At 34.0% G+C, this 25,962-nt stretch carries 23 protein-coding genes, 1 pseudogene and 1 riboswitch; of the genes and pseudogenes, 21 read left to right on the plus strand and 3 right to left on the minus strand.

The window, feature by feature from the left end; translation table 11 throughout:
- Positions 1-14 precede the first annotated feature (14 nt).
- From zwf to THEBR_RS05035, 13 genes are all read left to right on the plus strand, one after another.
- Positions 15-1,472, plus strand: coding sequence for a glucose-6-phosphate dehydrogenase (zwf, locus tag THEBR_RS04980; RefSeq protein WP_012269258.1), 1,458 nt, complete (start codon positions 15-17; stop codon positions 1,470-1,472).
- An 18-nt stretch (positions 1,473-1,490) separates the two neighbouring features.
- Positions 1,491-2,108 carry a cyclase family protein gene (locus THEBR_RS04985; RefSeq protein ID WP_004404010.1) on the plus strand — a complete coding sequence of 206 codons (618 nt, stop codon included), beginning with the start codon at positions 1,491-1,493 and terminating at the stop codon, positions 2,106-2,108.
- A gap of 6 nt (positions 2,109-2,114) precedes the next feature.
- Positions 2,115-2,354, plus strand: a complete 240-nt coding sequence (locus tag THEBR_RS04990) for a hypothetical protein (protein WP_003868625.1) — start codon at positions 2,115-2,117, stop codon at positions 2,352-2,354.
- Positions 2,355-2,444: 90 nt separating this feature from the next.
- A complete protein-coding gene (gene sdaAB, locus THEBR_RS04995) occupies positions 2,445-3,113 on the plus strand; it encodes an L-serine ammonia-lyase, iron-sulfur-dependent subunit beta (protein WP_004404013.1) in 669 nt (222 codons plus the stop codon).
- A 12-nt stretch (positions 3,114-3,125) separates the two neighbouring features.
- Positions 3,126-4,019 (plus strand): L-serine ammonia-lyase, iron-sulfur-dependent, subunit alpha, encoded by an 894-nt coding sequence (gene sdaAA / locus THEBR_RS05000; protein ID WP_004404018.1) that lies wholly within the window; start codon positions 3,126-3,128, stop codon positions 4,017-4,019.
- A gap of 1 nt (position 4,020) precedes the next feature.
- Positions 4,021-5,811, plus strand: a complete 1,791-nt coding sequence (gene pepF / locus THEBR_RS05005; RefSeq protein ID WP_012269259.1) for an oligoendopeptidase F — start codon at positions 4,021-4,023, stop codon at positions 5,809-5,811.
- A gap of 201 nt (positions 5,812-6,012) precedes the next feature.
- Positions 6,013-7,083 (plus strand): 3-dehydroquinate synthase, encoded by a 1,071-nt coding sequence (aroB, locus tag THEBR_RS05010; protein WP_012269260.1) that lies wholly within the window; start codon positions 6,013-6,015, stop codon positions 7,081-7,083.
- A gap of 114 nt (positions 7,084-7,197) precedes the next feature.
- Complete coding sequence (gene pheA / locus THEBR_RS05015) at positions 7,198-8,022, plus strand: prephenate dehydratase (protein ID WP_012269261.1); 825 nt, start codon at positions 7,198-7,200, stop codon at positions 8,020-8,022.
- Positions 8,023-8,046: 24 nt separating this feature from the next.
- On the plus strand, positions 8,047-9,063 hold the full coding sequence (gene aroF / locus THEBR_RS05020) for a 3-deoxy-7-phosphoheptulonate synthase (RefSeq protein ID WP_012269262.1): 1,017 nt from the start codon (positions 8,047-8,049) through the stop codon (positions 9,061-9,063).
- The gene (locus THEBR_RS05025) at positions 9,060-9,902 is read left to right on the plus strand and encodes a prephenate dehydrogenase (protein WP_012269263.1); all 843 of its coding nucleotides are present in this window, start codon (positions 9,060-9,062) and stop codon (positions 9,900-9,902) included. Before aroF ends, THEBR_RS05025 begins: the two co-directional genes overlap by 4 nt.
- 9 nt (positions 9,903-9,911) lie before the next feature.
- Positions 9,912-11,183 (plus strand): 3-phosphoshikimate 1-carboxyvinyltransferase, encoded by a 1,272-nt coding sequence (aroA, locus tag THEBR_RS05030; RefSeq protein ID WP_003868616.1) that lies wholly within the window; start codon positions 9,912-9,914, stop codon positions 11,181-11,183.
- Positions 11,184-11,325: 142 nt separating this feature from the next.
- Positions 11,326-11,484 (plus strand): hypothetical protein, encoded by a 159-nt coding sequence (locus THEBR_RS12385; RefSeq protein ID WP_009052284.1) that lies wholly within the window; start codon positions 11,326-11,328, stop codon positions 11,482-11,484.
- 58 nt (positions 11,485-11,542) lie between these two features.
- A riboswitch (cyclic di-AMP (ydaO/yuaA leader) is annotated at positions 11,543-11,669 on the plus strand.
- The gene (locus THEBR_RS05035; protein WP_012269264.1) at positions 11,669-12,472 is read left to right on the plus strand and encodes a cell wall hydrolase; all 804 of its coding nucleotides are present in this window, start codon (positions 11,669-11,671) and stop codon (positions 12,470-12,472) included. Its footprint overlaps the riboswitch before it by 1 nt.
- 53 nt (positions 12,473-12,525) lie before the next feature.
- Here THEBR_RS05035 and THEBR_RS05040 read toward each other — a convergent pair whose 3' ends face one another.
- Complete coding sequence (locus tag THEBR_RS05040) at positions 12,526-13,086, minus strand: TMEM165/GDT1 family protein (RefSeq protein ID WP_003869452.1); 561 nt, start codon at positions 13,084-13,086, stop codon at positions 12,526-12,528.
- Positions 13,087-13,521: 435 nt separating this feature from the next.
- Entirely contained in the window at positions 13,522-13,896 is a 375-nt protein-coding gene (locus tag THEBR_RS05045; RefSeq protein WP_003868754.1) for a PIG-L family deacetylase, read from the minus strand.
- Positions 13,897-14,102: 206 nt separating this feature from the next.
- Here THEBR_RS05045 and THEBR_RS05050 point away from each other — a divergent pair, with 206 nt between their 5' ends.
- From THEBR_RS05050 to trxA, 5 genes are all read left to right on the plus strand, one after another.
- The gene (locus tag THEBR_RS05050) at positions 14,103-15,248 is read left to right on the plus strand and encodes an ROK family transcriptional regulator (protein WP_003868753.1); all 1,146 of its coding nucleotides are present in this window, start codon (positions 14,103-14,105) and stop codon (positions 15,246-15,248) included.
- Positions 15,249-15,260: 12 nt separating this feature from the next.
- Positions 15,261-16,022 carry a glucosamine-6-phosphate deaminase gene (nagB, locus tag THEBR_RS05055; protein ID WP_012269265.1) on the plus strand — a complete coding sequence of 254 codons (762 nt, stop codon included), beginning with the start codon at positions 15,261-15,263 and terminating at the stop codon, positions 16,020-16,022.
- 189 nt (positions 16,023-16,211) lie between these two features.
- Complete coding sequence (locus tag THEBR_RS05060; protein WP_003868751.1) at positions 16,212-16,868, plus strand: cytochrome c biogenesis CcdA family protein; 657 nt, start codon at positions 16,212-16,214, stop codon at positions 16,866-16,868.
- Positions 16,869-16,880: 12 nt separating this feature from the next.
- Positions 16,881-17,501: a peroxiredoxin family protein gene (locus tag THEBR_RS05065; RefSeq protein WP_003868750.1), complete on the plus strand. Its 621-nt coding sequence runs from the start codon at positions 16,881-16,883 to the stop codon at positions 17,499-17,501.
- 29 nt (positions 17,502-17,530) lie between these two features.
- A complete protein-coding gene (gene trxA, locus THEBR_RS05070) occupies positions 17,531-17,866 on the plus strand; it encodes a thioredoxin (RefSeq protein WP_341852832.1) in 336 nt (111 codons plus the stop codon).
- Between the two features lie 53 nt (positions 17,867-17,919).
- Here trxA and THEBR_RS05075 read toward each other — a convergent pair whose 3' ends face one another.
- On the minus strand, positions 17,920-19,407 hold the full coding sequence (locus THEBR_RS05075) for an aminotransferase class I/II-fold pyridoxal phosphate-dependent enzyme (protein ID WP_012269266.1): 1,488 nt from the start codon (positions 19,405-19,407) through the stop codon (positions 17,920-17,922).
- Between the two features lie 404 nt (positions 19,408-19,811).
- Here THEBR_RS05075 and THEBR_RS05080 point away from each other — a divergent pair.
- From THEBR_RS05080 to THEBR_RS05090, 3 genes and pseudogenes are all read left to right on the plus strand, one after another.
- A pseudogene (locus tag THEBR_RS05080) lies at positions 19,812-21,093 on the plus strand (IS110 family RNA-guided transposase).
- Positions 21,094-21,700: 607 nt separating this feature from the next.
- A complete protein-coding gene (locus THEBR_RS05085) occupies positions 21,701-24,166 on the plus strand; it encodes an ASKHA domain-containing protein (RefSeq protein WP_012269268.1) in 2,466 nt (821 codons plus the stop codon).
- Between the two features lie 60 nt (positions 24,167-24,226).
- Positions 24,227-25,927 (plus strand): ABC-ATPase domain-containing protein, encoded by a 1,701-nt coding sequence (locus THEBR_RS05090; RefSeq protein WP_012269269.1) that lies wholly within the window; start codon positions 24,227-24,229, stop codon positions 25,925-25,927.
- Positions 25,928-25,962 lie beyond the last annotated feature (35 nt).

Genomic DNA, 25,962 nt, shown 5'->3' on the forward strand with positions numbered 1-25,962 from the left:
ACGAGGTGGTTTATATGGTTAAAAATAATATATCTAATATAATGGTTATATTTGGCGGGACAGGGGATTTAACTCACAGAAAACTTATACCTGCTTTGTACAATTTGAAATACCAAAAAATTCTTCCTGAAAATTTTGCTATTGTATCCATAGGAAGGAGAGATAGAACAGAAGAACAATATAGAAACGAAGTATTAGAGTCAATTAAAAATTATTCGAGATTTGACATTGATGAGAAAGTTTGGCAAAATTTAAGTGAGAGGATATTTTATAAAAGGTTTGATTTTGTATACGATAATGGATATATAGAGCTAAGTTCTTTTTTAAAGGACCTCGATGAAGAATATAATACAAAAGGCAATAGGATATATTATCTTGCAGTAGCTCCAGAATATTTTGGTATAATTGTTGAAAAACTTTATAGGCACGGCATGGTAAATAATGAGACCTCTTGGCAAAGAGTGGTTATAGAAAAACCTTTTGGAGAAAACTTGGAATCGGCGCGGAAATTAAATAAAATGATAACTGATGTTTTTACAGAGAGAAATACCTATAGGATAGATCATTATCTGGGAAAAGAAATGCTTCAAAATATAATGGTAATTAGATTTGCTAATGTATTTTTTGAGCCCGTATGGAACAGAAGGTATATTGATAATGTTCAGATTTCTTCAAGTGAAACAGTCGGAATAGAAAATCGCGGTGGATATTATGAAAAAGCTGGGGCCTTACGAGATATGGTACAAAATCACATGATGCAACTTCTAACTTTAACGGCAATGGAACCGCCTGTAAATCTCGATACAGAGTCTATAAGAGATGAGAAGGTAAAAGTTCTGAAGTCTTTAGAGATATTTACTCGCGAGGCTGTTGAGAAAAATGTTGTGAGAGGGCAATATGTAGGATATAGACAAGAAGACAAAGTTTCCCCTACTTCTAATACAGAGACATTTGTAGCTTTGAAAGTGCATGTGGAAAATTTTCGCTGGGCAGGAGTACCTTTCTACATTCGCACAGGCAAAAGAATGCCGGAAAAGTCTACACAAATTGTAATACAGTTCAAACCGTTGCCAGGAATCTTGTATTTTAAAGAATATAAAAATTTATTGCCAAATTTATTAGTTATAAAAATTCAACCTGAGGAAGGTGTAAAGCTTCAATTTAATGCAAAAGTTCCTGGGGCAGGAGATATCACCATACAACCTGTAGATATGGATTTTTGTCAAAATTGCCAGATTTCTAGTAATTCTCCAGAAGCTTATGAAAGACTTCTTTACGATGTCATGAGAGGAGATTCTACTTTATTTACGCGATGGGATGAGGTAGAATATTCTTGGAAGTTTGTAGATGCTATTGCTGAAGCATGGAAAGACAAAACGCCTGACTTTCCTAATTATCAACCGGGGACATGGGGACCTAAAGAAGCAAGTGAGCTGTTACTAAGGGACAATAGAATGTGGTGGAATGTATAAAAAAAGGGGGTAAATTAAATGAAAATATACGATATTTCGATGGAAATTCACGAAAATATGACTGTTTACAAAAATAAAAAAGAAAAAAGGCCTAAACATACTATTACCGTTGATAGTGGCGATGTGAGAGAGTCCCGTATTAGCATGGACATGCATACAGGAGCGCATATTGATGCTCCTCTACACATGATTAGGGGAGGAGATACAGTAGAAAATATAGACCTCAATAAGGTTATAACTAAATGTAAAGTATTTGACTTTACAAATATATCTGATAAAATAACATCGGAAGACCTTGCAAGTAAAGACATTCAAAAAGGAGATTTTATAATATTTAAAACAAGAAATTCTTTTAGAGAGGATTTCGATTTTGAATTTGTCTATTTAGATAAAAGCGGTGCCCAGTTTTTAAAAGAAAAAGGTGTAATTGGTGTAGGTATTGATGCATTAGGAATTGAGAGAAATCAGCCAGAGCATGAAACTCACAAGATTCTTTTAGGAGCAGGTATAGTTATTCTTGAGGGACTACGGTTAAAAGATGTAGAAGAAGGAGAATATTTCTTATATGCTGCGCCTTTAAAAATTAGAGGTGCCGAAGCCTCCCCTACAAGAGCTGTTTTGATAAAGGAAGAGTAAAAAATCATGAAGTTAAAATGGTCTAAGGGCAAAAATTTTGTTTTTGGAAAAATCTCATATGATGAAGAAAATACAGATGAATATATAGAGCTTTTATTTGAAAAATTCGGCAAAGAATTTTTTGAAGAAGTATATTTAGAGTATCAAAAAGGTACGACTATTGACGTAGCTTTTAAAGAGGTGCTAATCAAGCATAATAAGCTAAAACCCTTAAATATAAAAAAATTGAAAATAAAAAAGCAATAAGTCAGATTTACTGGCTTGTTGTTCTATTGCATTTTTATAGGGCTAAAGGTACAATATAGTTAAGAAAACTTTTACGTAAGGGGATTTTGTATGAGAGAATACAGTGTATTTGATATTATGGGGCCTGTGATGATTGGACCCAGCAGTTCTCATACAGCAGGGGCCGCAAGGCTTGCGAAAATTGCTCGTGAAATTGTGGAAGAAGATATATCAGAAGTGGAATTTGTATTGTATGAATCTTTTGCCCGTACATATAGGGGACATGGTACGGATAAGGCTCTTGTGGCAGGGATATTAGGTTTTGACCCAGATGATGAGAAACTGCCTCATTCTTTTGAAATAGCAAGACAGCAAGGGATAAAGTTTAAATTTACTGAAAGTGACGAAGAATCACCACATCCCAATACTGTAAAAATGATAATAACAGGTAAAAGTGGACAGAAAAACAGCATTTTAGGATGTTCTATTGGTGGAGGAAATGTGCTTTTAAAAGAGATAAATGGCATAGAGGTAGAGTTTACTGGTGAATATGAAACGTTGATTACAAATCACATAGATAGACCAGGGATAGTGGCAAATGTCACTAAAATTTTTGCAGATTACAAAATAAATATAGCTTTTATGAGAGTGTACAGGCATTCAAAAGGTGACAAAGCTATTATGGTCATAGAATCAGACCAAAAAATACCTGATGTTGCAAAAGAAACCATAAAAAACATTGATGGAATTTTAAATGCCATAATAATAAATCCTATGTAATGGAGGTATAAAATGTATCAATTTAATCATGGTTATGAACTATTAGAACTTACAAAAAAATTTAACTTACCAATATCGCAAATTGTGGTGCTAGCGGAGCAAGAAAAGACAGGAGAAGACCTTGATACAATTTTTCAAAAGATGAGAAATAACCTCAAAGTAATGAAAGAAGCTATTAATAAAGGTTTAAATGAAGATTTAAAATCAGTAAGTGGTTTATCAGGTGGAGATGCAAAAAAACTATATGAAAGAATAATCATTGGCAATACTCTTTCTTGTGAAACAATGGCAAAAGCTGCTGCTTCTGCTCTTGCAGTGACAGAAGTAAATGCTTCTATGGGTAAAATTGTTGCTGCTCCTACTGCAGGTTCCAGTGGAGTTATTCCGGGAGCTCTTATTACGGTGGCGAGAAAATTTGGCAAAAGTGATGATGATATGACAAGAGCTCTTTTCACTGCTACCGGCATAGGTATTATAATAGCTAAAAATGCTACTTTATCTGGAGCTGAGGGGGGATGTCAAGCAGAAGTAGGTTCTGCTTCAGCGATGGCTGCAGCAGCTTTAGTAGAACTTATGGGGGGAACACCAGAACAGTGTTTGACGGCAGCTTCTTTTGCTATAATGAATTTGCTAGGGCTTGTATGCGACCCAGTTGCAGGGTTGGTAGAAATCCCTTGTGAAAAGAGAAATGCCCTTGGGGCGCTTAATGCTATGATATGCGCTGATTTTGCAATAGCAGGAATGGACAGTGTCATACCCTTTGACGAAGTGGTAGAAGCTATGTATAAAGTAGGGAAAGCTATACCTTACGCTTTAAGGGAAACTGCAGAAGGGGGACTTGCAAAGACTCCTACAGGGATAAGGCTTAAGAAAGAGATATTTGAAAAAGTTGAACGGGGGGATTAAAGTGGAGGTTTTAAAAGATAGAAGCGAAATTGAAGATAAGTATAAATGGCGACTTGAGGATATATATGAAAATGAGAATTTGTGGGAAGAAGACTATAACAAGACAAAAGAGCTTTTAAAAGAAATTGTAAAGTTTAAAGGCAAAATTAACACTTCAAGAAATTTATTAGAGGTACTAAAACTTAATGACCAAATTGGGATGACAGCCAGCAAAATTTTTGCCTATGCCCGTATGAGAAGAGACGAAGATAATACTAATCCCAAATATCAAGCTTTGACTGACAAGGCCATGAGACTCAATATTGAAGTTATGAGTGCTACTTCTTTTATAGCTCCAGAGATTTTATCCATTGATACACAAAAATTAATGGAAATGATAGAAGGATTAGAAGAATTAAAGATTTATAAGCAATATCTTGAAGATTTAATCAGGTTTAAACCTCATGTACTTTCATCGGAAGAAGAAAAAATATTAGCAGAAGCAGAAACATTGGCAGAATCTGTTTCAAATGTATATACTATGTTGAATAATGCTGACATGAGATTCTCCACTATTAAAGATGAAGAAGGCAAAGAAGTAGAATTAACTCATGGCAATTTTGTACGCTTCATGCAGAGTAAAGACAGAAACGTCAGAAAAGCCGCATTTAACGCCATGTATGACACATACAAAAAATTTATAAATACTTTTGCTTCTACAATGGCAGGAAATGTAAAGAAAGATATTTTCTACGCGAAGACACGGAAATATAATTCTTCATTGGAAGCCTCACTATTTGAAGATAATGTAAGTGTAGAAGTTTACAACAATCTTATAGAGACAGTACATAGTAGACTTGATGTATTACATAGATATGTGAGGCTTAAAAAGAAACTTTTAGGTTTAGACGAACTTCACATGTATGACTTGTATGTGCCCTTGATACAGGAATATGATAAGAAATTTACATATGAAGAAGCAATTAACCTCGTGCTAGAAGGACTACAACCGTTAGGAGATGAATACATAAATTTACTAAGGAAAGGGTTTAATTCCCGTTGGGTAGATGTTTATGAAAACCGAGGTAAAACTTCTGGAGCTTATTCATGGGGAACTTATGGCACCCATCCTTATGTACTTTTAAACTATCAGGGCAAATTAAATGATGTATTTACAATTGCCCATGAAATGGGACATTCTTTGCATACGTATTATTCAAATGCGACACAACCATATGTGTATGCAGGATATAAGATTTTTGTGGCAGAAGTAGCTTCTACTTGTAATGAGGCTCTACTGATGGATTATCTTTTAAAAAATTCAAAAGACGAAAAAGAAAGACTTTATCTTTTAAATCACTTTTTTGAGGAATTCAGAGGAACAGTCTATAGGCAGGTTATGTTTGCTGAGTTTGAAAAACTCATACACGAAATGGCAGAAAGAGGAGAACCTCTTACAGCGGAAGTGTTAAACAAAAAATATTATGAATTAAATAAGCTCTACTATGGAGATGACATAGTAGTAGATGAAGGAATAAGCTATGAGTGGGCGAGAATCCCACATTTTTATAGAAATTTCTATGTCTATAAATATGCTACTGGATTTTCTGCGGCAATAGCTATTTCTCAGATGATACTAAATGAGGGGGAAAAAGCTGTAGAAAGATACAAGGAGTTTTTAAAGAGCGGGAGCTCTGATTATCCTTTAAACCTTTTAAAGAAGGCAGGAGTGGATTTAACTACTCCAAAACCAGTAAACGATGCTTTGGATGTTTTTGAAAAATTGCTTGATGAGTTTGAAAAAATGCTATAATGAATCAAGAGGGCAGTAAAAGAGACTGTCCTTTTTTGTTTTTTAATAATCAGTAGAACCAGAATTTGAAGACATGTACCTCTTTTATTTTGATAAAGAGCCAGAAGAAGTTTAAGCTGAAATATTGTTTTACTCATTTTGCTTAACTTTTTCTTTTTAATGATGTATAATATTAAAATAAAAAAGTGTGAGGTGTGAACTTTGGATTTTATAACAATTGATTTAAAAGAAAGGTCTTATCCTATTTATTTTGCCTATGATTCTTTTGATAAATTAGGAGAAATAGTAAAGAAACATGTAAGAAGTAGTAAAACATTTATAATAACTGATTTTAATGTTTATCCTTTGTATTTTGAAAAACTCAATGAAAGTCTTAAAAAAAGTCGTTTTGATGTGTCATATGAAGTTATTCCTGCAGGGGAAACAAGTAAAACAATGGAAATGGCACAAAGGCTTCTTGAAAAAGCTTATGACTATGGACTTTTAAGAGACAGTTCAGTTATAGCTCTTGGAGGAGGCGTTGTAGGAGACATAGCGGGATTTGTCGCAGCAACTTACATGAGGGGAATAGACTTTGTGCAAATTCCTACGACTTTGTTGGCGCAGGTTGATAGCAGTGTAGGGGGCAAAGTAGCAGTCAATCTAAAAAAAGGCAAAAACATAATAGGAGCTTTTCATCAACCTAAAATGGTATATATAGACACCGCCGTTTTAAACACGTTAGATAAAAGAGAAATACTTGGTGGATTAGCTGAAATAATCAAATATGGTATTATATGGGATTTTAGTTTATTTGAGTATATTGAAAGCAACATTTATGAAATTTTAGATTTAGAAGAAGATAAATTAAGGCATATAATCAAAAAATCTTGCGAAATAAAAGGGAAAATCGTATCTCTTGATGAAAAAGAAGAAAACCTGCGTTCAATATTAAATTTTGGCCATACAATAGGACATGCCATTGAAGCTTTAACAGGTTATGAGAGGTATATTCACGGTGAAGCTGTTGCTATAGGTATGGTATACGCTTGTAAACTTGCATTAAATTTAGGGTATATTGATGAAAAATATTTTGAAAGAATTTTTTCTTTAATACAAAGGACAGGATTACCTACAGATTATGAGGATTTGCACAAAGAAGACATCGTAGAGGCTATAAAACTTGATAAAAAGAGTAGAGAAGCCAAAATAAATTTTGTTCTTCTTCGTGGTTTAGGAAAAGCTGAAGTTACGACTGTTAAAGAGGAAGAAATCTTAAAAGTTTTAAAATAAGCGGGTAACCGCTTTTTTCTTTATCTTTTTTAGACTTTATGAAAAATTTACTTGACTCTACTTATGCAAAGTATTAAAATATCACTAATATTATAATTTGCAAGGGGGTGTTGGATGAAAATTGGCTATTTGGGTCCTAAAGGAACATTTTCTGAAGAAGCTGTTATAAAATACACACAAGGTGTTGAAAACTGTGAAGTTGTAGAGTTTAACACCATTCCGGAAGTCATAAATTGTATAAGCAATAGCTTATGCGAAGAGGCAGTAATTCCTATTGAAAACTCTATCGAAGGTTCTGTAAATATTGCCGTAGATATGCTGATAAACGACGCAAATGGGATAATGATAAAAGGAGAGGTGATAATACCTATTTCCCATTGCTTGATTTCGGATGCTCCAGTTGAATTTAAAGATGTACATTGTATACTTTCTCATCAGCAGGCAATTGCTCAGTGCAGGGAATATATATCTAAAAAATTTCCCAATGCGGAAGTAAAAGCTACAGACAGTACTGCCCAAGCAGTCTTAGGTGTCAAATCTAAACCCGGAGTAGTGGCGATAGGTCCTGAAAGAGCAGCTGTTATTTACGGCATGAGAATAATTGATAGAAACATACAAGATGTGAAAGAAAATTATACGAGATTTTTAATTCTTTCTCAAAAAGATTGGGTTGTCACAGGTAAAGACAAGACCTCAATAGTATTTTCTGTTCCCAATGTTCCAGGCAGTTTATATAACGCTTTAGGTGTTTTGGCCAACAAAAAAATTAATATGACAAAAATAGAATCTCGACCTTCAAGGAAAAAACTTGGGGAATATGTTTTTTGGGTGGACATTGAGGGGCATAGAGAAGATGAGATAGTAAAGGATGCCTTAGAGGAGTTAAAAGGTAGAACGGATTTTTTAAAAGTATTAGGTTCATATCCTAAATTTAAGTAGAACGGTAGAATGGAGGAATTGAAAATGGTAATTGTTATGAATATTGATGCCACTGATAAGCAAATCTCTGATATTACAAATCTTTTAACATCTCTCGGTTTAGGTTACCACATTTCAAAAGGTGAAGAAAAAATAGTCATAGGTGTTATAGGTGATAAGAAAAAATTAGAAGGTAAGGCTATAGAAATGATGGAGGGAGTAGAAAAAGTCATTCCTATTGTGGAGCCTTACAAACTCGCCAGCAGAATTTTCAAACCAGAGCCTACCATCGTGGAAGTAGAGGATGTAAAAATAGGTGGAAACAACATAGTTATAATGGCAGGACCTTGTGCAGTAGAAAGCAGAGAACAACTTTTTGAAAGTGCTATGGCGGTTAAAAAAGCGGGAGCTCAATTTTTAAGAGGAGGGGCATTTAAACCGAGAACATCTCCTTATTCTTTCCAAGGTCTTGAAGAAGAGGGTTTAAAGATGCTTAAGGAAGCAAAAGAACTCATTGGACTTAAGATTGTGACAGAGGTCATGGATGTACATTCAGTTGAACTAGTGGCACAATACGCGGATGTTCTACAGATAGGTGCGAGAAATATGCAGAATTTCCCATTGCTTAAAGCAGTGGGTAGAATTAACAAGCCTGTTTTATTGAAGAGGGGACTTGCTGCAACATTAGAAGAGTGGTTAAGTGCTGCTGAGTATATTTTAAGTGAAGGCAACAAAGACGTTATCCTCTGTGAAAGAGGAATAAGGACTTTTGAAACTTATACGCGAAATACTTTAGATTTAAGTGCAGTTCCAGCTATAAAAAAATTGAGTCATTTGCCTATAGTTGTTGACCCCAGTCACGGCACTGGGAAATGGCACCTTGTAGCTCCTATGGCTAAAGCTGCTATAGCAGCAGGAGCTGATGGACTCATTATTGAGGTACATCCAGACCCCAAAAATGCCTTATCCGATGGGGCTCAATCCCTTACCCCAGAAAATTTTGAAGCCTTATGTCAAGATATAAAAGTTATCGCTAAAGCGGTAGGACGGGATTTTTCATGATAAAAAAAGCGGTTATTGTAGGATTGGGTCTTATAGGGGGATCAATGGCAAAAGCATTAAAAAAATACACAGATATAGACATTATTGGTGTTGATATAAATAGAGACAGTTTACAAAAAGCATTAGAAGAAGGAGTAATTTCTTACGGCGTGACAGACATCGATTTTCAAGTAGATGCTGATATAGTTTTTATATGTACACCTGTTGGAAAAGTCGTTGAAAGCGTAAAAAATATAATTCATTATTTAAAAAGAGGCTGTATTGTAACTGACGTTGGAAGTACAAAAAAAGTCATAATGGAAGAAGTACAAAAATTTTTACCCGATGAAATTTTTTTCATCGGGGGCCATCCCATGGCTGGCACAGAAAAAGCAGGTTATGACAACGCTGATGCAGATTTATTTGTCAATTCAAATTATTTGTTGACACCTTTTGATACTACAAATGATGAGGTTTTGGATCTGTTTATAAAAGAAGTAATAATAAAAATAGGTGCAAAACCGATGATAATGGATTATAATAAACACGACACTATTGTGGGAGTTATAAGCCATGTACCTCATATCATTTCTGCTATACTGACGAATTTTGCTTATAACAAATGTAATGAAGCCTTTAAATACGCAGCTGGTGGTTTTAAAGATACTACGCGAATTGCATTATCTCAAACTGAGATATGGAAAGATATAATTTGCACAAACAGGGAAATTATTTTAGATTTATTAAAAAATTATAAAGAAGTCTTGACTGACTTTATTAGTTATTTAGAAAATGATGATATTGAGAGTATACAAAAATTTCTTGAAGATGCGAGAAAATATCGAAACACTATAACTTGAGGTGTTGTTATGGATATTGAAGTAAAGAAGAAAAGATTTTTAAAAGGTGTTATCTCTGTCCCAGGAGATAAGTCAATATCTCATAGAGCTGTAATGATTGGGTCAATTGCAGAAGGAATTACAGAGATTGAAAATTTTCTTTTAGGAGAAGATTGTATATCTACTATTAACTGTATGAAAAATTTGGGTGTTGACATTGAATTAAAAGGCACAAATGTTAAAGTTCAAGGAAAAGGACTTTATCTAAATAAAAGTGAAAAAATTCTTGATGTAGGAAATTCGGGTACTACTATTCGGCTTTTGATGGGTATTCTCGCTGGTCAAAAATTTGAGACAACGCTTACAGGCGATGATTCTATAAAGAGACGCCCTATGGGAAGAGTGATAACTCCTCTTAGTATGATGGGAGCGAAAATAGAAGCAAGAGAAGGAAATTTTGCACCTCTTACGGTTTTTGGAAACAAACTTAAAGGCATATATTACAAAATGCCAATTGCCAGTGCACAGGTTAAGTCCAGTATAATGTTGGCAAGCCTTTACGCCGATGATAAAACGACTATTGAAGAGCCCTACCCTTCAAGAAATCACACGGAACTCATGTTTAGTTCTTTTGGTGCTAAAGTGGAGGTAAATGGCACAAAAATAACTTGTTACCCTGGCTACAAATTACAAGGGCAGAAAGTTATTGTACCAGGGGATATATCGTCAGCAGCATATTTTATTGTTGCTGCAACTCTCGTTCCAAATTCGGAGGTTACTATAAAAAATGTAAATGTAAATCCTACAAGAACCGGTATTATTGATGTGATAAAAGAGATGGGAGGAGACATTGTCTTAACAAATGAAAGAACTATAAACAATGAAAAAGTAGCGGATATAACAGTTAAGACTTCAAGGCTAAAAGGAATTGAAATTGGAGGAAGTCTTATTCCAAGGCTTATTGATGAAATTCCAGTAATAGCAGTTGCAGCAGTCTTCGCAGAAGGGAAAACAGTGATAAAAGATGCCGAGGAGTTAAAAGTAAAAGAAAGCAATAGAATAAATACAATCACTTCAGAATTAAAGAAAATGGGAGCTAAAATTTTTGAAACAGAAGATGGGATGATTATAGAAGGCACGGGATTTTTGAAAGGGAATACAGTGGAAAGTTACAATGACCACAGGATTGCCATGTCTTTATGGGTTGCTGGACTTATGGCAGAAGGAGAAACTAAGATAAAAAATGCTGAATGTGTAAATATTTCGTATCCGGATTTTTATAAAACCTTTGATATGCTTTAATATCATTGGTGATGAATAATCAAAAAATGTAAGTTTTACAAAAAAAAGCAGAAGGATGTTATTTTTTTGTCAAACTTTGCTCTTGAAATCCTATATATTGTGTGTTATTATAATAATACAACAATATATAGAGGTGATTAAAATGAAAAACCAAGTGGCAGAGGATAAAAAACAGCTAAAAGAAAATAAAGCTGATCAAAATAATGTAAATGTGTTTGCATGTCCGGATTGCGGTGCTAAATTGGTTCATGAAGGAGGATGTGTTTTTTGTCCTTTCTGTGGCTATAGTGAGTGCCAGTAAGTACCTATCTTTCCACCAGTTTAATATGGACACAAATTAGATATCCGGTTATAATTTAGTTAAAAATATGCCGAATCCCCGATAAGGGGTACGGGGGAACTAAATTGGGGTGAATCCACTTTCGTGGTAGGGTGGCCCTCACCCGAACCCGTCAACTAACCTCGGAGGCGAAAGGGGGAACAACATGTTTAATATTCACATCAAGGTCAAACCTCTCATCGCATCAGTTATAGGCGGATTGTTTATTTTCCAATCAATATTTGCCGCAACTTACACAGTTAAACCCGGCGATACCTTATGGGGTATAAGCCAAAAATATGGAACTACCTATACTAAGTTGATGTCTTTAAACGGCCTTCAAAGTACCGTAATATACCCAGGACAAGTTTTACAAGTGCCGGGAAGTGATAACACATATGTTGTCCAAAAAGGTGACAGCTTGTACTTAATTGCTTTAAAATACGGCATTACTGTTGATATGCTCAAATCTGTAAACGGATACAAAAGCGACATAATATATCCTGGACAAGTCTTTATTATACCCAGTGCTACTTCTTCTAATAGGACATATCAGGATGTCAGCAGAGGTTCTATTGAAAGGGGTGTAATCCCCTACACAAAAGAGGAATTTGACCTCCTTGCGCGACTTGTTACCGCGGAAGCAGATGGAGAACCATACCAGGCTAAAGTAGCAGTTGCGGCCGTAGTAATAAACAGAGTTAAAAGTGGTATTTTCCCTAATACTATAAAAGACGTGATATATCAAGTCGATGCATACGGAAATTACCAATTTACTCCTGTGTTAAATGGGTGGATAAATAGACCTGCCTCAGCTGATGCTATAAGTGCGGCAAGAGATGCGTTGAGTGGTGTTGACCCAACAAACGGAGCGTTATATTATTTTGACCAGAGTTCTACAAATGCGTGGCTGTGGTCACTTCCTATAGCGGCAAGAATAGGAAATATGGTTTTCTGTTACGGCAGGTAAAACTTCCGATGAGAGGGTCAAAAACGGGTACAACTTAAGTACCCGTTTTTGACTTAGAAAAACAATTTATACAAAGTAGAAAGACCAAAGGCGATGAATATGAAAGAAGATAGATATTTTAAATATTTTGAAGGGATTCTTTTATTAAAATAAATGCCCACAATTATCCCTAATACATCTGCTAAAAATATTCCCAGAGTAGTACCTATTAATATGTACAGAGGACTGTTATATGATGCAGTCAAAGCTATAGCAGCCAATTGCGTTTTGTCTCCAAATTCTGATAGTACATATGTACTTATAATAGTTGCAACAGGACCGTATTTTGAATTTTTTATTTTTTCCTGTTTTGTTTCTTCCTCTATTAAAGTTGAAATTCCAAAAAACAAAAATAATAAAGCAGCTGAAAATTTTATATAAAAAATGGGAATGTATTCGGTGATATACGAACCAAATATCACAGCAATACCATTGTTTATTAAGGCTGCGATAAATATACTTATAAGAACAGTCCTTACTTTAAAAAGAGTAGCAAAGGCCATTGACATGAGCTGTGACTTATCTCCCATCTCAGAAGTAAAGATAAGGACAAATGATGTGACAAGTGCCTCCATTTTATTGCCTCCCCAACTATTATATTTGCTCTATAAATAAATTAGGACCTTTACATAATATGTAAAACATATTATGTAAAGGTCTCGTTCTTTAAGGTAAAGCCAGGGTTTCCCGATATGTTGACTTTACCACATATAAGCTATGCGAACTACTCCCCTTTACTCAATATATTGTAAAAAATTTATCATAAAATGTCAACTTATTTGATTGTAACATGTCTGTCAAAATTTTGAAGGTTGCTGAGTTTTTGCATAGTTATATTTTTAGACTAAAATTTTACACACATTATTGTAACCTTTTTAAAAAAGTGCTATTTTAAAATTGTGAGATATTTAGGAGGCGATTGTATGTACTTAGTAAACTATACTTCTGATGACTTAGAATGCTATTATTTCTAATGGAGCAATAATAAAGGGAGAATGCTATATTAGGAATTATTGTAATATCAATATAAAAACTATTTCAAGAAGATAAACTAAACCTTTATCAGGATATCCTAAAAAAATAATGTTTTCCTCTTTTACTCCTAAGTATTTTAAGGTAGAGAGAGTTTCTTTTTGTCTATCGTATCCAAGACGCAAAAAATCATGAGGGGTTGGAAAAGGAATGTCATAATTTTCAATAACTGCCCTTTTAAAGGAATCTCCATTAGTTATTATTACGACTTTTACTTCACCACCATATCTCATAGTGTCTTGAATAAGGCCAGCTGAAGCCAATGTTTCATCATCAGGGTGAGGTGCAAAGACTAATACTCTTTGATAAATTTGAGGAGTTGGATAAAGTTTTTTAACAGGAGTTTTGCACAAAGGCTATAAAAGTATTAAAGTAATTATTGCAATGTATTTCATTTTTTTATTCATTATAAGGCACCTTCCTTGTATATTTGTAGTCTCAAAATTTATTATTTACATTTTTCAAATTATTATGGTATAATAATTACAAGAAAATGTTCGGATATCGAACTAATTTTTTAGATAATTAGTTCAGATAATGAACTAATGGAGGCGAGATATTGAAAGACTATACTAAAGGCACTTCAGGGTTAATTAAAAATATCAATAAAGCCAATGTTTTAGATGTTATTAAAAAGATGCAACCCATATCGAGAATAGAGGTTTCTAAAGTTTTAAAAATGAGCAAATCTACTATTTCTGCCATTGTAGATGAGTTGATTGAAGAAGGTTTGGTAATAGAAAATGGTTACGGAGAAAAAGGTACAGTAGGGAGAAAGCCTATACAGCTTTCTTTTAATCCTGATGCTAGATTTGTTATAGGGATAAGCGTTGAATCTACAAATTCGATAGGAATTCTGACTAATTTAGAGGGGAAAATTTTAAAAAAGATAAAATGGGAAACTGGCATTAAAGAACAGGCTTTTAATGGAATTGTGAAAGGGATAAAAGAACTTGCTGAGGAAGATAAAAATATAATAGGAATTGGTATTGGTCTTCCAGGAATCACAGATATACAAAAAGGAATTGTTGATGCACCAGGATTGAAATGGAGTAATTTTGATTTAAAGAAAAGGTTGAGTGAAATTTTTAATTATAACATCTACGTGGACAACAGTGTAAATTATGCTGCACTGGGCGAGAGATGGATTGGTTGTTGCCGTGAAATAGAGAATTTTGTGCTTATAAACATAGGAAATGGTATAGGCTCGGGAATATATGTAAATGGTACTTTATTACGAGGCAATAGTTACGCTGCAGGGGAAGTAGGGTACATGGCCATAGGAGAGGATGCTTTTGAAAGAGTTTATTCTTACGAGGATTATGGTTATTTTGAAAGAAAGGCTTCTTTGTCTGCTTTAGTTGAATCAGTTTCTAAAAGTTTGCCTTATGTAAAAACTATGGAGGGTGTAGTAAAAGAATATAAAAAACAAAATCCTGCTTGTGTACAAGCTGTATCTCAATTTATTAAAAATTTAAGCATGGGTATTGCCAATATTGTAAGTATCTTAAACCCAGAAGTGATAATAATTGGAGGAGACATTTTAAACTATGAAATTGATATACGCCAGGAGCTAAAGGAGAAAGTGAAAAGGATTGTGCCTTTTGATTTTGACATTAAAGTAGCTCAACTTGGTGAAGATGCTTCTGCTATTGGGGCGGTAGCCGATGTGCTTTTAAATACAAATAATTTAATTTTACTATAAGGAGGCCATAAGATGAAAGTAATTATAACTGTAAATTATGAGGAAATGAGTAAAAAGGCAGCAGAAATTGTGAAAAAGCAAATCAAAGAAAAACCTAATACGGTTTTAGGGCTTGCTACAGGTTCTACGCCTCTGGGGATGTATAAACATTTAATTGAGATGTATAAAAGAGGGGAAATAGATTTTTCTAATGTCATTACTTTTAATTTAGACGAATACATTGGTTTATCTCCAGACCATCCTCAAAGCTATCATTATTTTATGTTCCACAATTTTTTCAATCATATTAACATTAAAAAAGAAAATGTTCATATTCCAAATGGTATAGCCGAGGATTTAGAAGAAGAATGTAGAAAATATGAAGAAGAAATAGAAAAAGCAGGAGGAATTGATTTACAGATATTAGGAATTGGTATAAATGGACATATAGGGTTTAATGAGCCAGATGAAAGTATAGAGACAAAAACACATGTGGTTACTTTGACTGAAAAGACGATAAATGCTAATAAGAGATTTTTTAAAAGCGCAGAGGAAGTGCCAAGAAAGGCGATTACTATGGGACTTGGAAGTATCATGAAAGCAAAGAAAATTGTCCTTTTGGCATCTGGAAAAAATAAAGCAGAGGCAATAAAAGAAACTATAAAAGGACAATTGACTACTAAAGTGCCTGCTACTGTTTTAGCTTTACATCCCGATGTAACTATAATAATTGATAAGGAGGCTGCTTCACTTATACCCGATGAAGATTTAAAAGAAATAGAAGTAATTGTTTAATAGGCGAAAGCCTGTTTTTTTATATTTTCAAAAGATAACTGTATAATTTATAATGTAAGGAAAAAATGGTTATAGATAGGTAAAAACATGAATAGCGGTGTTTTATTATATATGAACGCTATTGTATTGTAGTTATAATTGTAATATAATATTTGATAGTTATACCCTATAGGGGAGGGAGGTGTAGATGTGCCAATTTACACTGCATTTTTAGCAGGAATTGTTTCTTTTTTATCACCCTGTGTTTTGCCTTTAATTCCCGCTTATGTGTCATATATTTTTGGAAATAAAAAGAATAATTTAATAAATTTGCTTCTCTTTGTTTTGGGATTTAGCATAGTGTTTGTTTTAATGGGGGCGACTGCAAGCCAACTAGGAAAGCTTTTTTTAGCCTATAAAGACATTTTTAGGAAAGTAAGTGGGATAATAATTGTGCTTTTTGGACTTCAAATGACTGGGATTTTTAGACCAATATTTTTAAACAAAGAAGTCAAATTAATAAATATGGAAAAGGTACAGACCGGTTATATAGGGTCATTAGTATTGGGTATAACTTTTGCAGCAGGATGGACACCTTGTGTAGGTCCAATTCTCGCTTCGATATTGTTGTATGCTGGGTCTGTCAGTACTTTAAGTGTAGGCGTGATATTGCTTTTTGCATATTCTATGGGGCTTGGTATACCTTTTATAATTACAGCCTTATTGATTGACAAGTTTAAAAGTATGTATAAAAGGATTAACAAAATATTGCCTTATATAGAGGTAATAAGTGGGGTTATTCTCATAATATTTGGAGTTCTCTTATATTTTAACATGCTAATCAAGATAAGTGGATATTTTTATTAAGAGGTGGTTAGTGTGAAAAATAAAAGTTTAATTTTTACTATAATTGCTGTGATAGTTATAGGGGCACTTATTTTTGTGTTGAATAATTACACAAAAAGTGTGCAGCCTGCACCTTCTCAAGTGGCAGAAAATAATTCTCCTAGCAATAATGAAGATCAAAATACAAGTTCAAATGTAAATTCAAATACAACTGAGCAAAGTGAGCCTAAGATAGGGAATCAAGTAGGAGATATAGCACCAGATTTTACGTTAAAAGATTTAGATGGCAATACTGTGACCTTGTCGAGCTTAAGAGGAAAAAAAGTTATACTAAACTTTTGGGCAACAACTTGTCCTTATTGCATAATTGAAATGCCAGCTTTAAATCAGTTTATAAAAAGCCATAAAGATGATACGGTTTTACTTGCAATAGATTTGGGTGAAAGCCCATCAAAAGTAAAGCAGTATTTAGAAGGAAAAGGATATGAATTTACTGTACTACTGGATACTGACTTAAGTACTATTTACGATTATCAGGTTCAATTTATACCTATGTCCTATTTTATAGATAAAAACGGGATTATAAGAGCAATTAGCAATGGGGCTATGACATATGACGAAATTGAAGAGTATTATAAATCAATTTCTCGATAAATGAAAATGTACAAAAGCAAGTAGAAGGAGTGTATACACAAATGAAACCAGTAAATGTCACAGATGAGACTTTTGCAGAGGAAGTATACAATTCTAATAAACCTGTTTTAGTAGATTTTTGGGCTAAATGGTGTAGACCCTGTTTAATGATGGCTCCAGTGTTAGAGGAGTTTGCGGAAGAATACGCAGATAAGATGAAAGTGGCAAAACTGGATGTAGATGAAAATCCAGTAATCGCTTCTAAATATAGAATTATGAGCATACCTACGATGGGAGTTTTTGTAAATGGAAAAATGGTAGACAAAGTTATAGGTTTTATGCCTAAAGAGCATTTAGTTGAAAAGCTGTCAAAATATTTAAAATAGCTACTAAAAAAGGAGTATCTTTTTGTGAAAGATACTCCTTTTTTAGTAAAACATTATGCTATCACGTTTAAAACTTGCCGGTCATTTACTACTTTTATATAATTTACTTCCGGGTCTTCGGTGCCTTGTATGCTTAAGTTAGCTTCTTTCATTTTATCTACATATTCTATAATTTCTAATGTTATTCTTTCCCCTGGGCAAAGCACTGGAATACCTGGAGGATAAGCCATCAAAAACTCGGCACTTATTTGCCCTACACTTTCTCTTAAAGGTAGTGCAACAGTGGAGGAGCCAAAAGCATATCTTGGTGATACTACTTGTTCTGGTATTTCTGGTATATCTATAGGTTTCGCTATTTCAATGTTTTCATTGTATAATTCATCGCTTATTTCTCTTAAAGCCCTTAAGAGATAATCGACTTTTTCCTTTGTATCACCAATAGAGAATACACATAAAACATTATACATATCTGATAGTTCAGGTTGTATATAATATCTTTCTGCCAATATTTTCTCTAACTGATGGCCGCTTATTCCAAGGCCTTTAGCTGTTATTGTAACTTTTGTGGGGTCAAAGTCATAGGCACCATCTCGGCCAACAATTTCTTCACCAAAACAGTAGAGTCCTTTTATATTGTTTATCTCTTTTCGAGCGTACTCTGCTAATTCTATTGTTTTATCTAATAATTCTCTTCCTTCTGTAGCCATTTGCATTCTTGCAACATCTAAGGAAGCCAACAATATATATGAAGGACTTGTTGTCTGGAGTAAACTCATTACTTGTTTTACTCTATTAATATCAATTCTATCGCCTTTAACGTGAAGCATCGAGCTCTGCGTCATTGAGCCAATAATCTTATGAGTGCTCTGTGCACAGATATCGGCTCCTGCTTCCATCGCTGAAATAGGCAATTTTTCGTTAAATTTAAGGTGTGGTCCGTGAGCTTCATCCACCATGAGTATAGCGCCATAATCATGAACAATTTCAGCAATTTTTACTATATCCGTAGAAACTCCGTAATAAGTCGGGTTTATTATTAAAACAGCTTTTGCATCGGGATGTTCTCTTAACGCTCTTTCTACTGTTTCTGGGGTGACATTTAATGCAACACCGATATTTTTATCAATTTCTGGTTGCATATAAACAGGTATAGCACCACTTAATATAATTCCTGACGTTACAGATTTATGAATATTTCGAGGAACGATAATTTTTTCTTCTTCTCCCATTACACTTAAAATCATTGCTTGAATTGCACCAGATGTTCCGTGTATAGAGAAAAAGGTAGCGTCGGCACCAAAAGCTTCTGCTGCTAATTCTTGGGCATACTTAATTGGTCCAGTAGGTTTGTGCAAGCTGTCTACTTGCTGAAACACTGTTACATCCATTGACAATACATTTTTGCCCACAAAGTCTAAGAACTTTTTTGCCATTCCCACACCTTTTTTATGGCCTGGCACGTGAAAAGGGATAGTATTGTTATTTACATATTCCATTAAGGCATCAAATAAAGGAGTTTGGGTTTGATCTAACTTTTTCAACGCATCTAACACCTTCTTTCATAAGTTTTGGCTCAGAATAAAAGCCTAAAACCTTGATATAAGTAATTCAAAGGCATAGGCTTTGCAGAGCATCGCTGCTCCTTAAAAATAATTTCAATTCATTATAAGACATATTGTTGTAAATTTCAATAATAAGTTTGCTTTAATTTAAAAATTTTTTAGAGAAATTTTAAACTGCTAATCTATTTTTAATTACACTATACTATATAGTATGAGAAAAACCCTGAAATGTCAAATGCATTTTGTGATAAGTAGAGCATTCCTGTAATGAATAAAAAATAAGGGAGAATGAACTTTGAAAAAATAAGTACCTCCTGATAAAATACAGAGTGTAAGTTCTAGAACTTACCTCGAATTATCAAAATAAACAGGAGGTACCTAAAATGAAGTATACACAAAATGAAAAGATTTTGCAAGTAACAGAAGACACATTAATTGCGGGAGTAGACATAGCAAAAGAAAGCCATTATGCCAGAGCATTTGACTACAGAGGAGTAGAATATGGAAAATACCTAAGATTTGAGAACAATAGAGAAGGTATAACAAAATTTCTTAGATGGGCAAAAGACTTGATGGAGAGACATAAGAAAAACAAACTAATAGTAGGGATAGAACCGACAGGGCAATATTGGCTATGTTTTGCCCAATACCTTAAAGACAATAACATAAAGGTAGTATTGGTTAATCCATTCCATGTAAAGAGGAGCAAAGAATTAGATGACAATTCTCCCACAAAAAGCGATAAAAAAGACCCAAAAACAATAGCAATGCTAGTAAAAGACGGGAGATATGTAGAACCGACAATACCTGAAGGAGTATATGCAGAATTAAGGGTAGCGATGGACATAAAAGACAGGTTGAACAAACAAATAGGGATGACAAAAAATCAAATAACAAGATGGATGGACATATACTTTCCGGAGTTTAACACCGTATTTTCAGACTGGGAAGGGAAAGCAGCACTTATCACATTAAGAGAATTTCCAACGCCTGAGAAGATAGCAAAAAAGAGTGCTGAAGAAATAATATCGATATGGAAGAAAGAAGTACAAAGAGGGGTAGGAGAAAAAAGGGCTATAAAGCTGATAGAAACTGCTAAGGAGAGCATAGGGAAGAAGCAGGGCATAAAGATGGCGGAATACGAGATAAAGACTCTCATTGAACAATACGAATTTCTCAAAAAACAAATTGAAGAAATAGAGAAGAAGATGGAAGAATTAATAGTTGAGATACCAGGGGTTAAAGAACTACTAGAAATCAAAGGGATAGGGATGAATACAGTAGCAGGGTTTATTGCAGAAGTAGGAGACATTGAGAAATATGAACATCCAAAACAGATACAAAAACTAGGAGGATTAAACCTAGTAGAGAATAGCTCTGGTAAGTATAAAGGAGAAACAACAATAAGTAAAAGAGGGAGGAAACGATTGAGGAGAGTACTATTTACTGCAGTAATGGCCTTGGTTGCAAAAACGAAGAGTTTCGTGAACTTCACAAATATTACACTACCAGAGCGCAAAACCCGTTAAAAAGAAGCAATCACTAATAGTATTGTGCAACAAACTGATAAGGATATTTTATGTCATATTAAAGAAAGGAGTAAAATATGACCCAATCAAGATGATGAAGGATATAAAGAGGCCAGCCTTACAGGAAGCTGCATAAAAAGTGCCAACATACTATAAAATCAATTAAGGGTTAATTATCTTCTCTTCAGCTTTAACTTACTCACATCTAAAAAGCTGATCCTTAAGAAGAATTAATTTTTAGGGAAAACGAAAGTGTGAACGACGTGACATAAAAGGTAAAGGAAGAAATAAAGCAAAAACAACTAGTCAAGATGGTATATTGACAACAAGAGCGGGAATTGTCATAAAAAATAATCACCATACGGGCAAAGACCCTGCAATGGAGCAGAAATGACATCCACCTCATGGCAGGTAGAACGAAGGAATTAAGGACGGAGATCCAGTGAGACATGGGAGGGTAAACCCCATGAGATAAGTGGAGCTATCCCGCCATAATATGGAAATAGGATATGAGGTTTATTAAACTTACCTATTTAATGGTTAGATAAGTAAGAAATGATAATATAAGCCATGAGATGCTCTTGTTGTGATGAGAAAATTAAAGAAAAACTAAGATATTAAGAGAAAATAAAAGATAATAGAGGGAGGTTTTCTATATAAATTTTTATTTGCGATTTTTACTATAGAAATTTATAATAATAAACAAAACGGTATGACAATATGGGATTTAATGAGGTGTGGAAATGTTTAGTAAAGATGTTGTGCAAAAAGTAAAAGACTTGTCATTAGAAAAATTAAAAAACATGAATTTTGATGTGGATCAATATTTAATTGAGGAAGCAACTGGCGAAGTACAAAATTTGATAGATTACAAAATGATTCACCAAGTATGTGATAATTTTCATATTGATGAGAGAGAAAATAAAATAATCTTTAAAACTGGAGATTATTTGTTTGGGGATTATATAGTAAAAAATTTAAAAGAAGCGGAATATATAATTTTAGCAATCATTACACTGGGAGATAGAATAGATAAAAGGGTAAATGATTATTTTTCAGAAAGTAATTACACAAAAGGAATGATTTTAGATGTTATTGCAGGCGTGTTCCTTGAAATATTGACGAATAATTTTTGGGAAGAGGTAAGAGAAAACGCGCAAAAGTATGGTAAAGAAGTTACAGATATTTTTTACCCAGGAAATAAATGGGACATAAAAAATCAGGCTGTGATTTGTAAACTTGTGGACAGTTCAAAAATCGGTGTAAATATTAATCACAGTTTTATCATAACACCCCAAAAAACAGTGTCTTTTGTATGTGGAGTAGGGGAAAATGTCAAAAGACTTGTAAAAAAATCAGTCTGTGACGATTGTGAAGCAAAAGATTGTATTTATAGAAATGTTCCCGGTGAATCTAAATATAAAGTGACTGTACATTTTAGTAGTAATACAAAAGTTATTGAAGCAAATGAAGGAGAAAATTTGTTTCATATTCTTGTAAGAAATGGAATAGGACTTAACAATTTTTGTGGTGGTAGTCGGATCTGTGGTCAATGTAAAGTTATATTAAATGAGGAACTTGATATCTCTGATGATGAAAAATACTTTTTGACAGATAAAGAAATAAAAAACAATGTTCGGCTTGCGTGTTTTGTTGAGATAGATAGGGATTTAGAGGTCAAAGTACTTTCTGAAGAGCAAAAAGCAAAGATATTGACGAAAGAAAATAATTTGTTAAGTATTGAGTCACACCCTCGCATAAAAACTTCTACAGTAGATATTAGAAGACCAACTTTAAACGACCAAAGAGACTATGTTAAAAGAATTAAAGAGGCTGTGGGTGGAGAAATAGAAATTCCTTTAGAGCTTTTAAGTAATCTTCCTGAAGTTTTAGAAGAAAATGATTATAAGGTAAATATTACTATTAGAAAAAATGAAATAATTTCTATTAAAAAAGCTGCTTCAAAACAATACAACTATGGTATAGCATTAGATATAGGAACTACTACTATTGCTGCTTATTTGTATGACTTAGATGAAGGTAAGGAAGTAGATGTGTATTCATGTTTAAATCCACAGAGAACTTTTGGGGCTGATGTTATAACGAGAATAACTTATAGTATTTCTAATTCTCAAGGATTATATCAGTTGCATTCAGCTCTAATAAATAAAATAAATGAGATTGTAGAAGAGTTTTGTGTAAAAAATTCCATAGACAAAAGCGATATACATGAAATTGTGGCAGTGGGTAATCCTACAATGATACATTTTCTTTTAAATGTATCTTCCAAGAATATAGCAGTATCTCCGTATGTGCCGACTTTTACCTCAAAGATAGAAGTAAAAGCAAAAGAAATTGGCATAAACATAAACAAGGAAGGATACGTAATAACATTACCGCTTATATCTTCTTATGTAGGAGCAGATACTGTGGCAGCGGTTTTGGCAAACAAAATTGACCAATCTCAGGAACTATGTTTGCTTGTAGACATAGGAACCAACGGCGAAATGGTATTGGGGAATAAAGATAACCTTATTGCTTCTTCGGCAGCAGCAGGCCCTGCTTTTGAAGGAGCAGGAATAACTTTTGGACTAAATGGCGTAGAAGGAGCTATAGACCATGTAGATTTTAGTAAAAGACCTTTTTATACTACAATAGGGAATAAAAAAGCTAAAGGAATATGTGGCTCCGGTATTGTAGATATTATTTCTGAACTTTTGAAGTACGGCATTGTTGATATTACTGGCAGATTTTTGTCTAAAGAAGAAGTTAAAAATGTACCTGTTGATATTGCAGAAAGGATAACTGTTTACAAAGGTGAACCGGCATTTTTGATAGAAGATGGAATATATGTGACACAAAAAGATATAAGGCAAATACAACTGGCAAAAAGTGCCATACTTGCTGGCATTAACATCATGATAAAAGAAATGGGCATTGATGTAAATGAAATAAAAAAAGTTTTTTTGGCAGGAGGATTTGGAAATTATATTCTTCCTGCGAGTGCAATAGCAATTGGGCTTTTACCAAAGGAACTTCAAGGCAAAATCCTTCAAGTAGGCAATAGTGCTGGAGTTGGTGCGATAATGGCATTGCTTTCTGATAAAGAATTGGAAAGAGCTATACATCTACAAAGTAAAATAAGCTATATAGAACTATCAACTCATGAAGATTTTCAAAATGAATTTGTAAAAGGAATGTATTTTTAATAAAAGTGGAAATTAGAATATAAAAAATGTATGGAAATTATAACAAAGGAGTGTTTACAGATGACAAAAGAATACCTTAAGAAAAAGCTTGATAAAATAGATGGAAAGGGGTATAAAGCTTACAAAGACCTTGAAGGAGAATATGAGTTTGAAAAATTTATACTGTATATTGACCATGTTCAGGGAGACCCTTTTGCACCTCCTTCAAGGATAAGGGTTAAAGTGCCTCAAAATATAGCTGATTTTGAGTTTTCCATGTATAACAATCCCTCAAGGCAAGTTGCTTTAGAAGATTTTTTGACAAGGTCAGTTTTTGAAGTTATAAAAAGGTTGCCTTCTTTAAAAGGTACAGGACATAGTGGGGATATTTACATAGACAAAGGTGGTCAACAAATAATTAAAAGAAGTGCAATGGTAGTTAACAAAGATTATGTAGAAGCAAGATTGAGCATAGGACTTCCTGCTTTTGGTAGACGAATAAATAGCAGTGGTGCCCAAAGAATATTTCTTGAATTTTTACCTCAAATTGTAGAAAAAAGTCTTTTAAAAAAGAGCCTCGACGTACAAGATATATGGCTATGGGTTGAGACAGTGGAAGACCAAGATTACCTTAGAAGTCAACTAAAAGAGAGAGGGCTTGTGGCTTTTGTGGCTGATGGTGCGATTCTTCCTAGAGAAAGCGGCATAAGTGATAGACCTTTAAAAGGCGGTAATGTAGTACCTTTTGAGTCGCCGGATAGCTTGAGGATTAAGTTTCAACTTCCAAATCGAGGAGAGATAACGGGGATGGGAATACCCGAAGGAGTTACGCTTATTGTGGGCGGCGGTTATCACGGCAAGTCTACCTTGTTACAAGCTATTCAAAAAGGGGTATACAATCACATACCAGGTGATGGCAGAGAGTTTGTTATAACTGTAGCTGATGCAGTAAAAATAAGAGCAGAGGATGGCAGAAGGATAGAAAAAGTAGACATAAGTCCTTTTATAAATAATTTGCCAAATAACGTAGATACCACAAGGTTTACTACCGAAAATGCCAGTGGCAGTACTTCTCAAGCAGCAAATATTATTGAGGCGATAGAAATAGGCACTAGCTTACTGCTTTTGGACGAAGATACTTCAGCTACTAATTTTATGATAAGGGATGCGAGGATGCAAAAACTGATTGCAAAAAAAGAAGAACCTATAACTCCTTTTATTGATAGAGTAAAACAGCTATATAAAGATAATGGCATTTCTACGATTTTAGTTATGGGTGGCAGTGGAGATTATTTTGATGTTGCAAATTGCGTAATTAAAATGCACAACTATAGACCTTATGATGTGACACAAGAGGCAAAGAAAATTGCTGAACAATTTAAAACAAATAGGGAAGTTGAGGGAAATAATGAGCCTATAGTTATAAAACCAAGAATTCCTCTTAAAAAAGGGCTTGAGGTAAAAGGCAAAAAGATAAAGTCAAAAGATGAGGATACTATTAGATTTGGATACCAAGAAATCGAATTGGATTATGTGGAACAATTAGTAGACAAAAGTCAAACAAATGCAATAGGGGAGATAATACGCTATATTGCTAGTAAATATGTAGATGAAAAAAGCAGTATAAAGGAAATATTAAAAAAGGTATATAAGGATATATACGAAAAAGGACTGGACGAGGTATCTTCTTTTTATGGTAAGCATCCGGGCAATTTGGCATTGCCAAGACTTCAGGAAGTAGCTGCTGCATTAAATAGGTTGCGAAGCTTTACTGTAAAATAAAAATAACCTCCCCAGCAACACCGAACTCGCTTGAG

The organism is Thermoanaerobacter brockii subsp. finnii Ako-1 (assembly GCF_000175295.2).
In the GTDB taxonomy this organism is placed as follows: Bacteria; Bacillota; Thermoanaerobacteria; order Thermoanaerobacterales; family Thermoanaerobacteraceae; genus Thermoanaerobacter; species Thermoanaerobacter pseudethanolicus.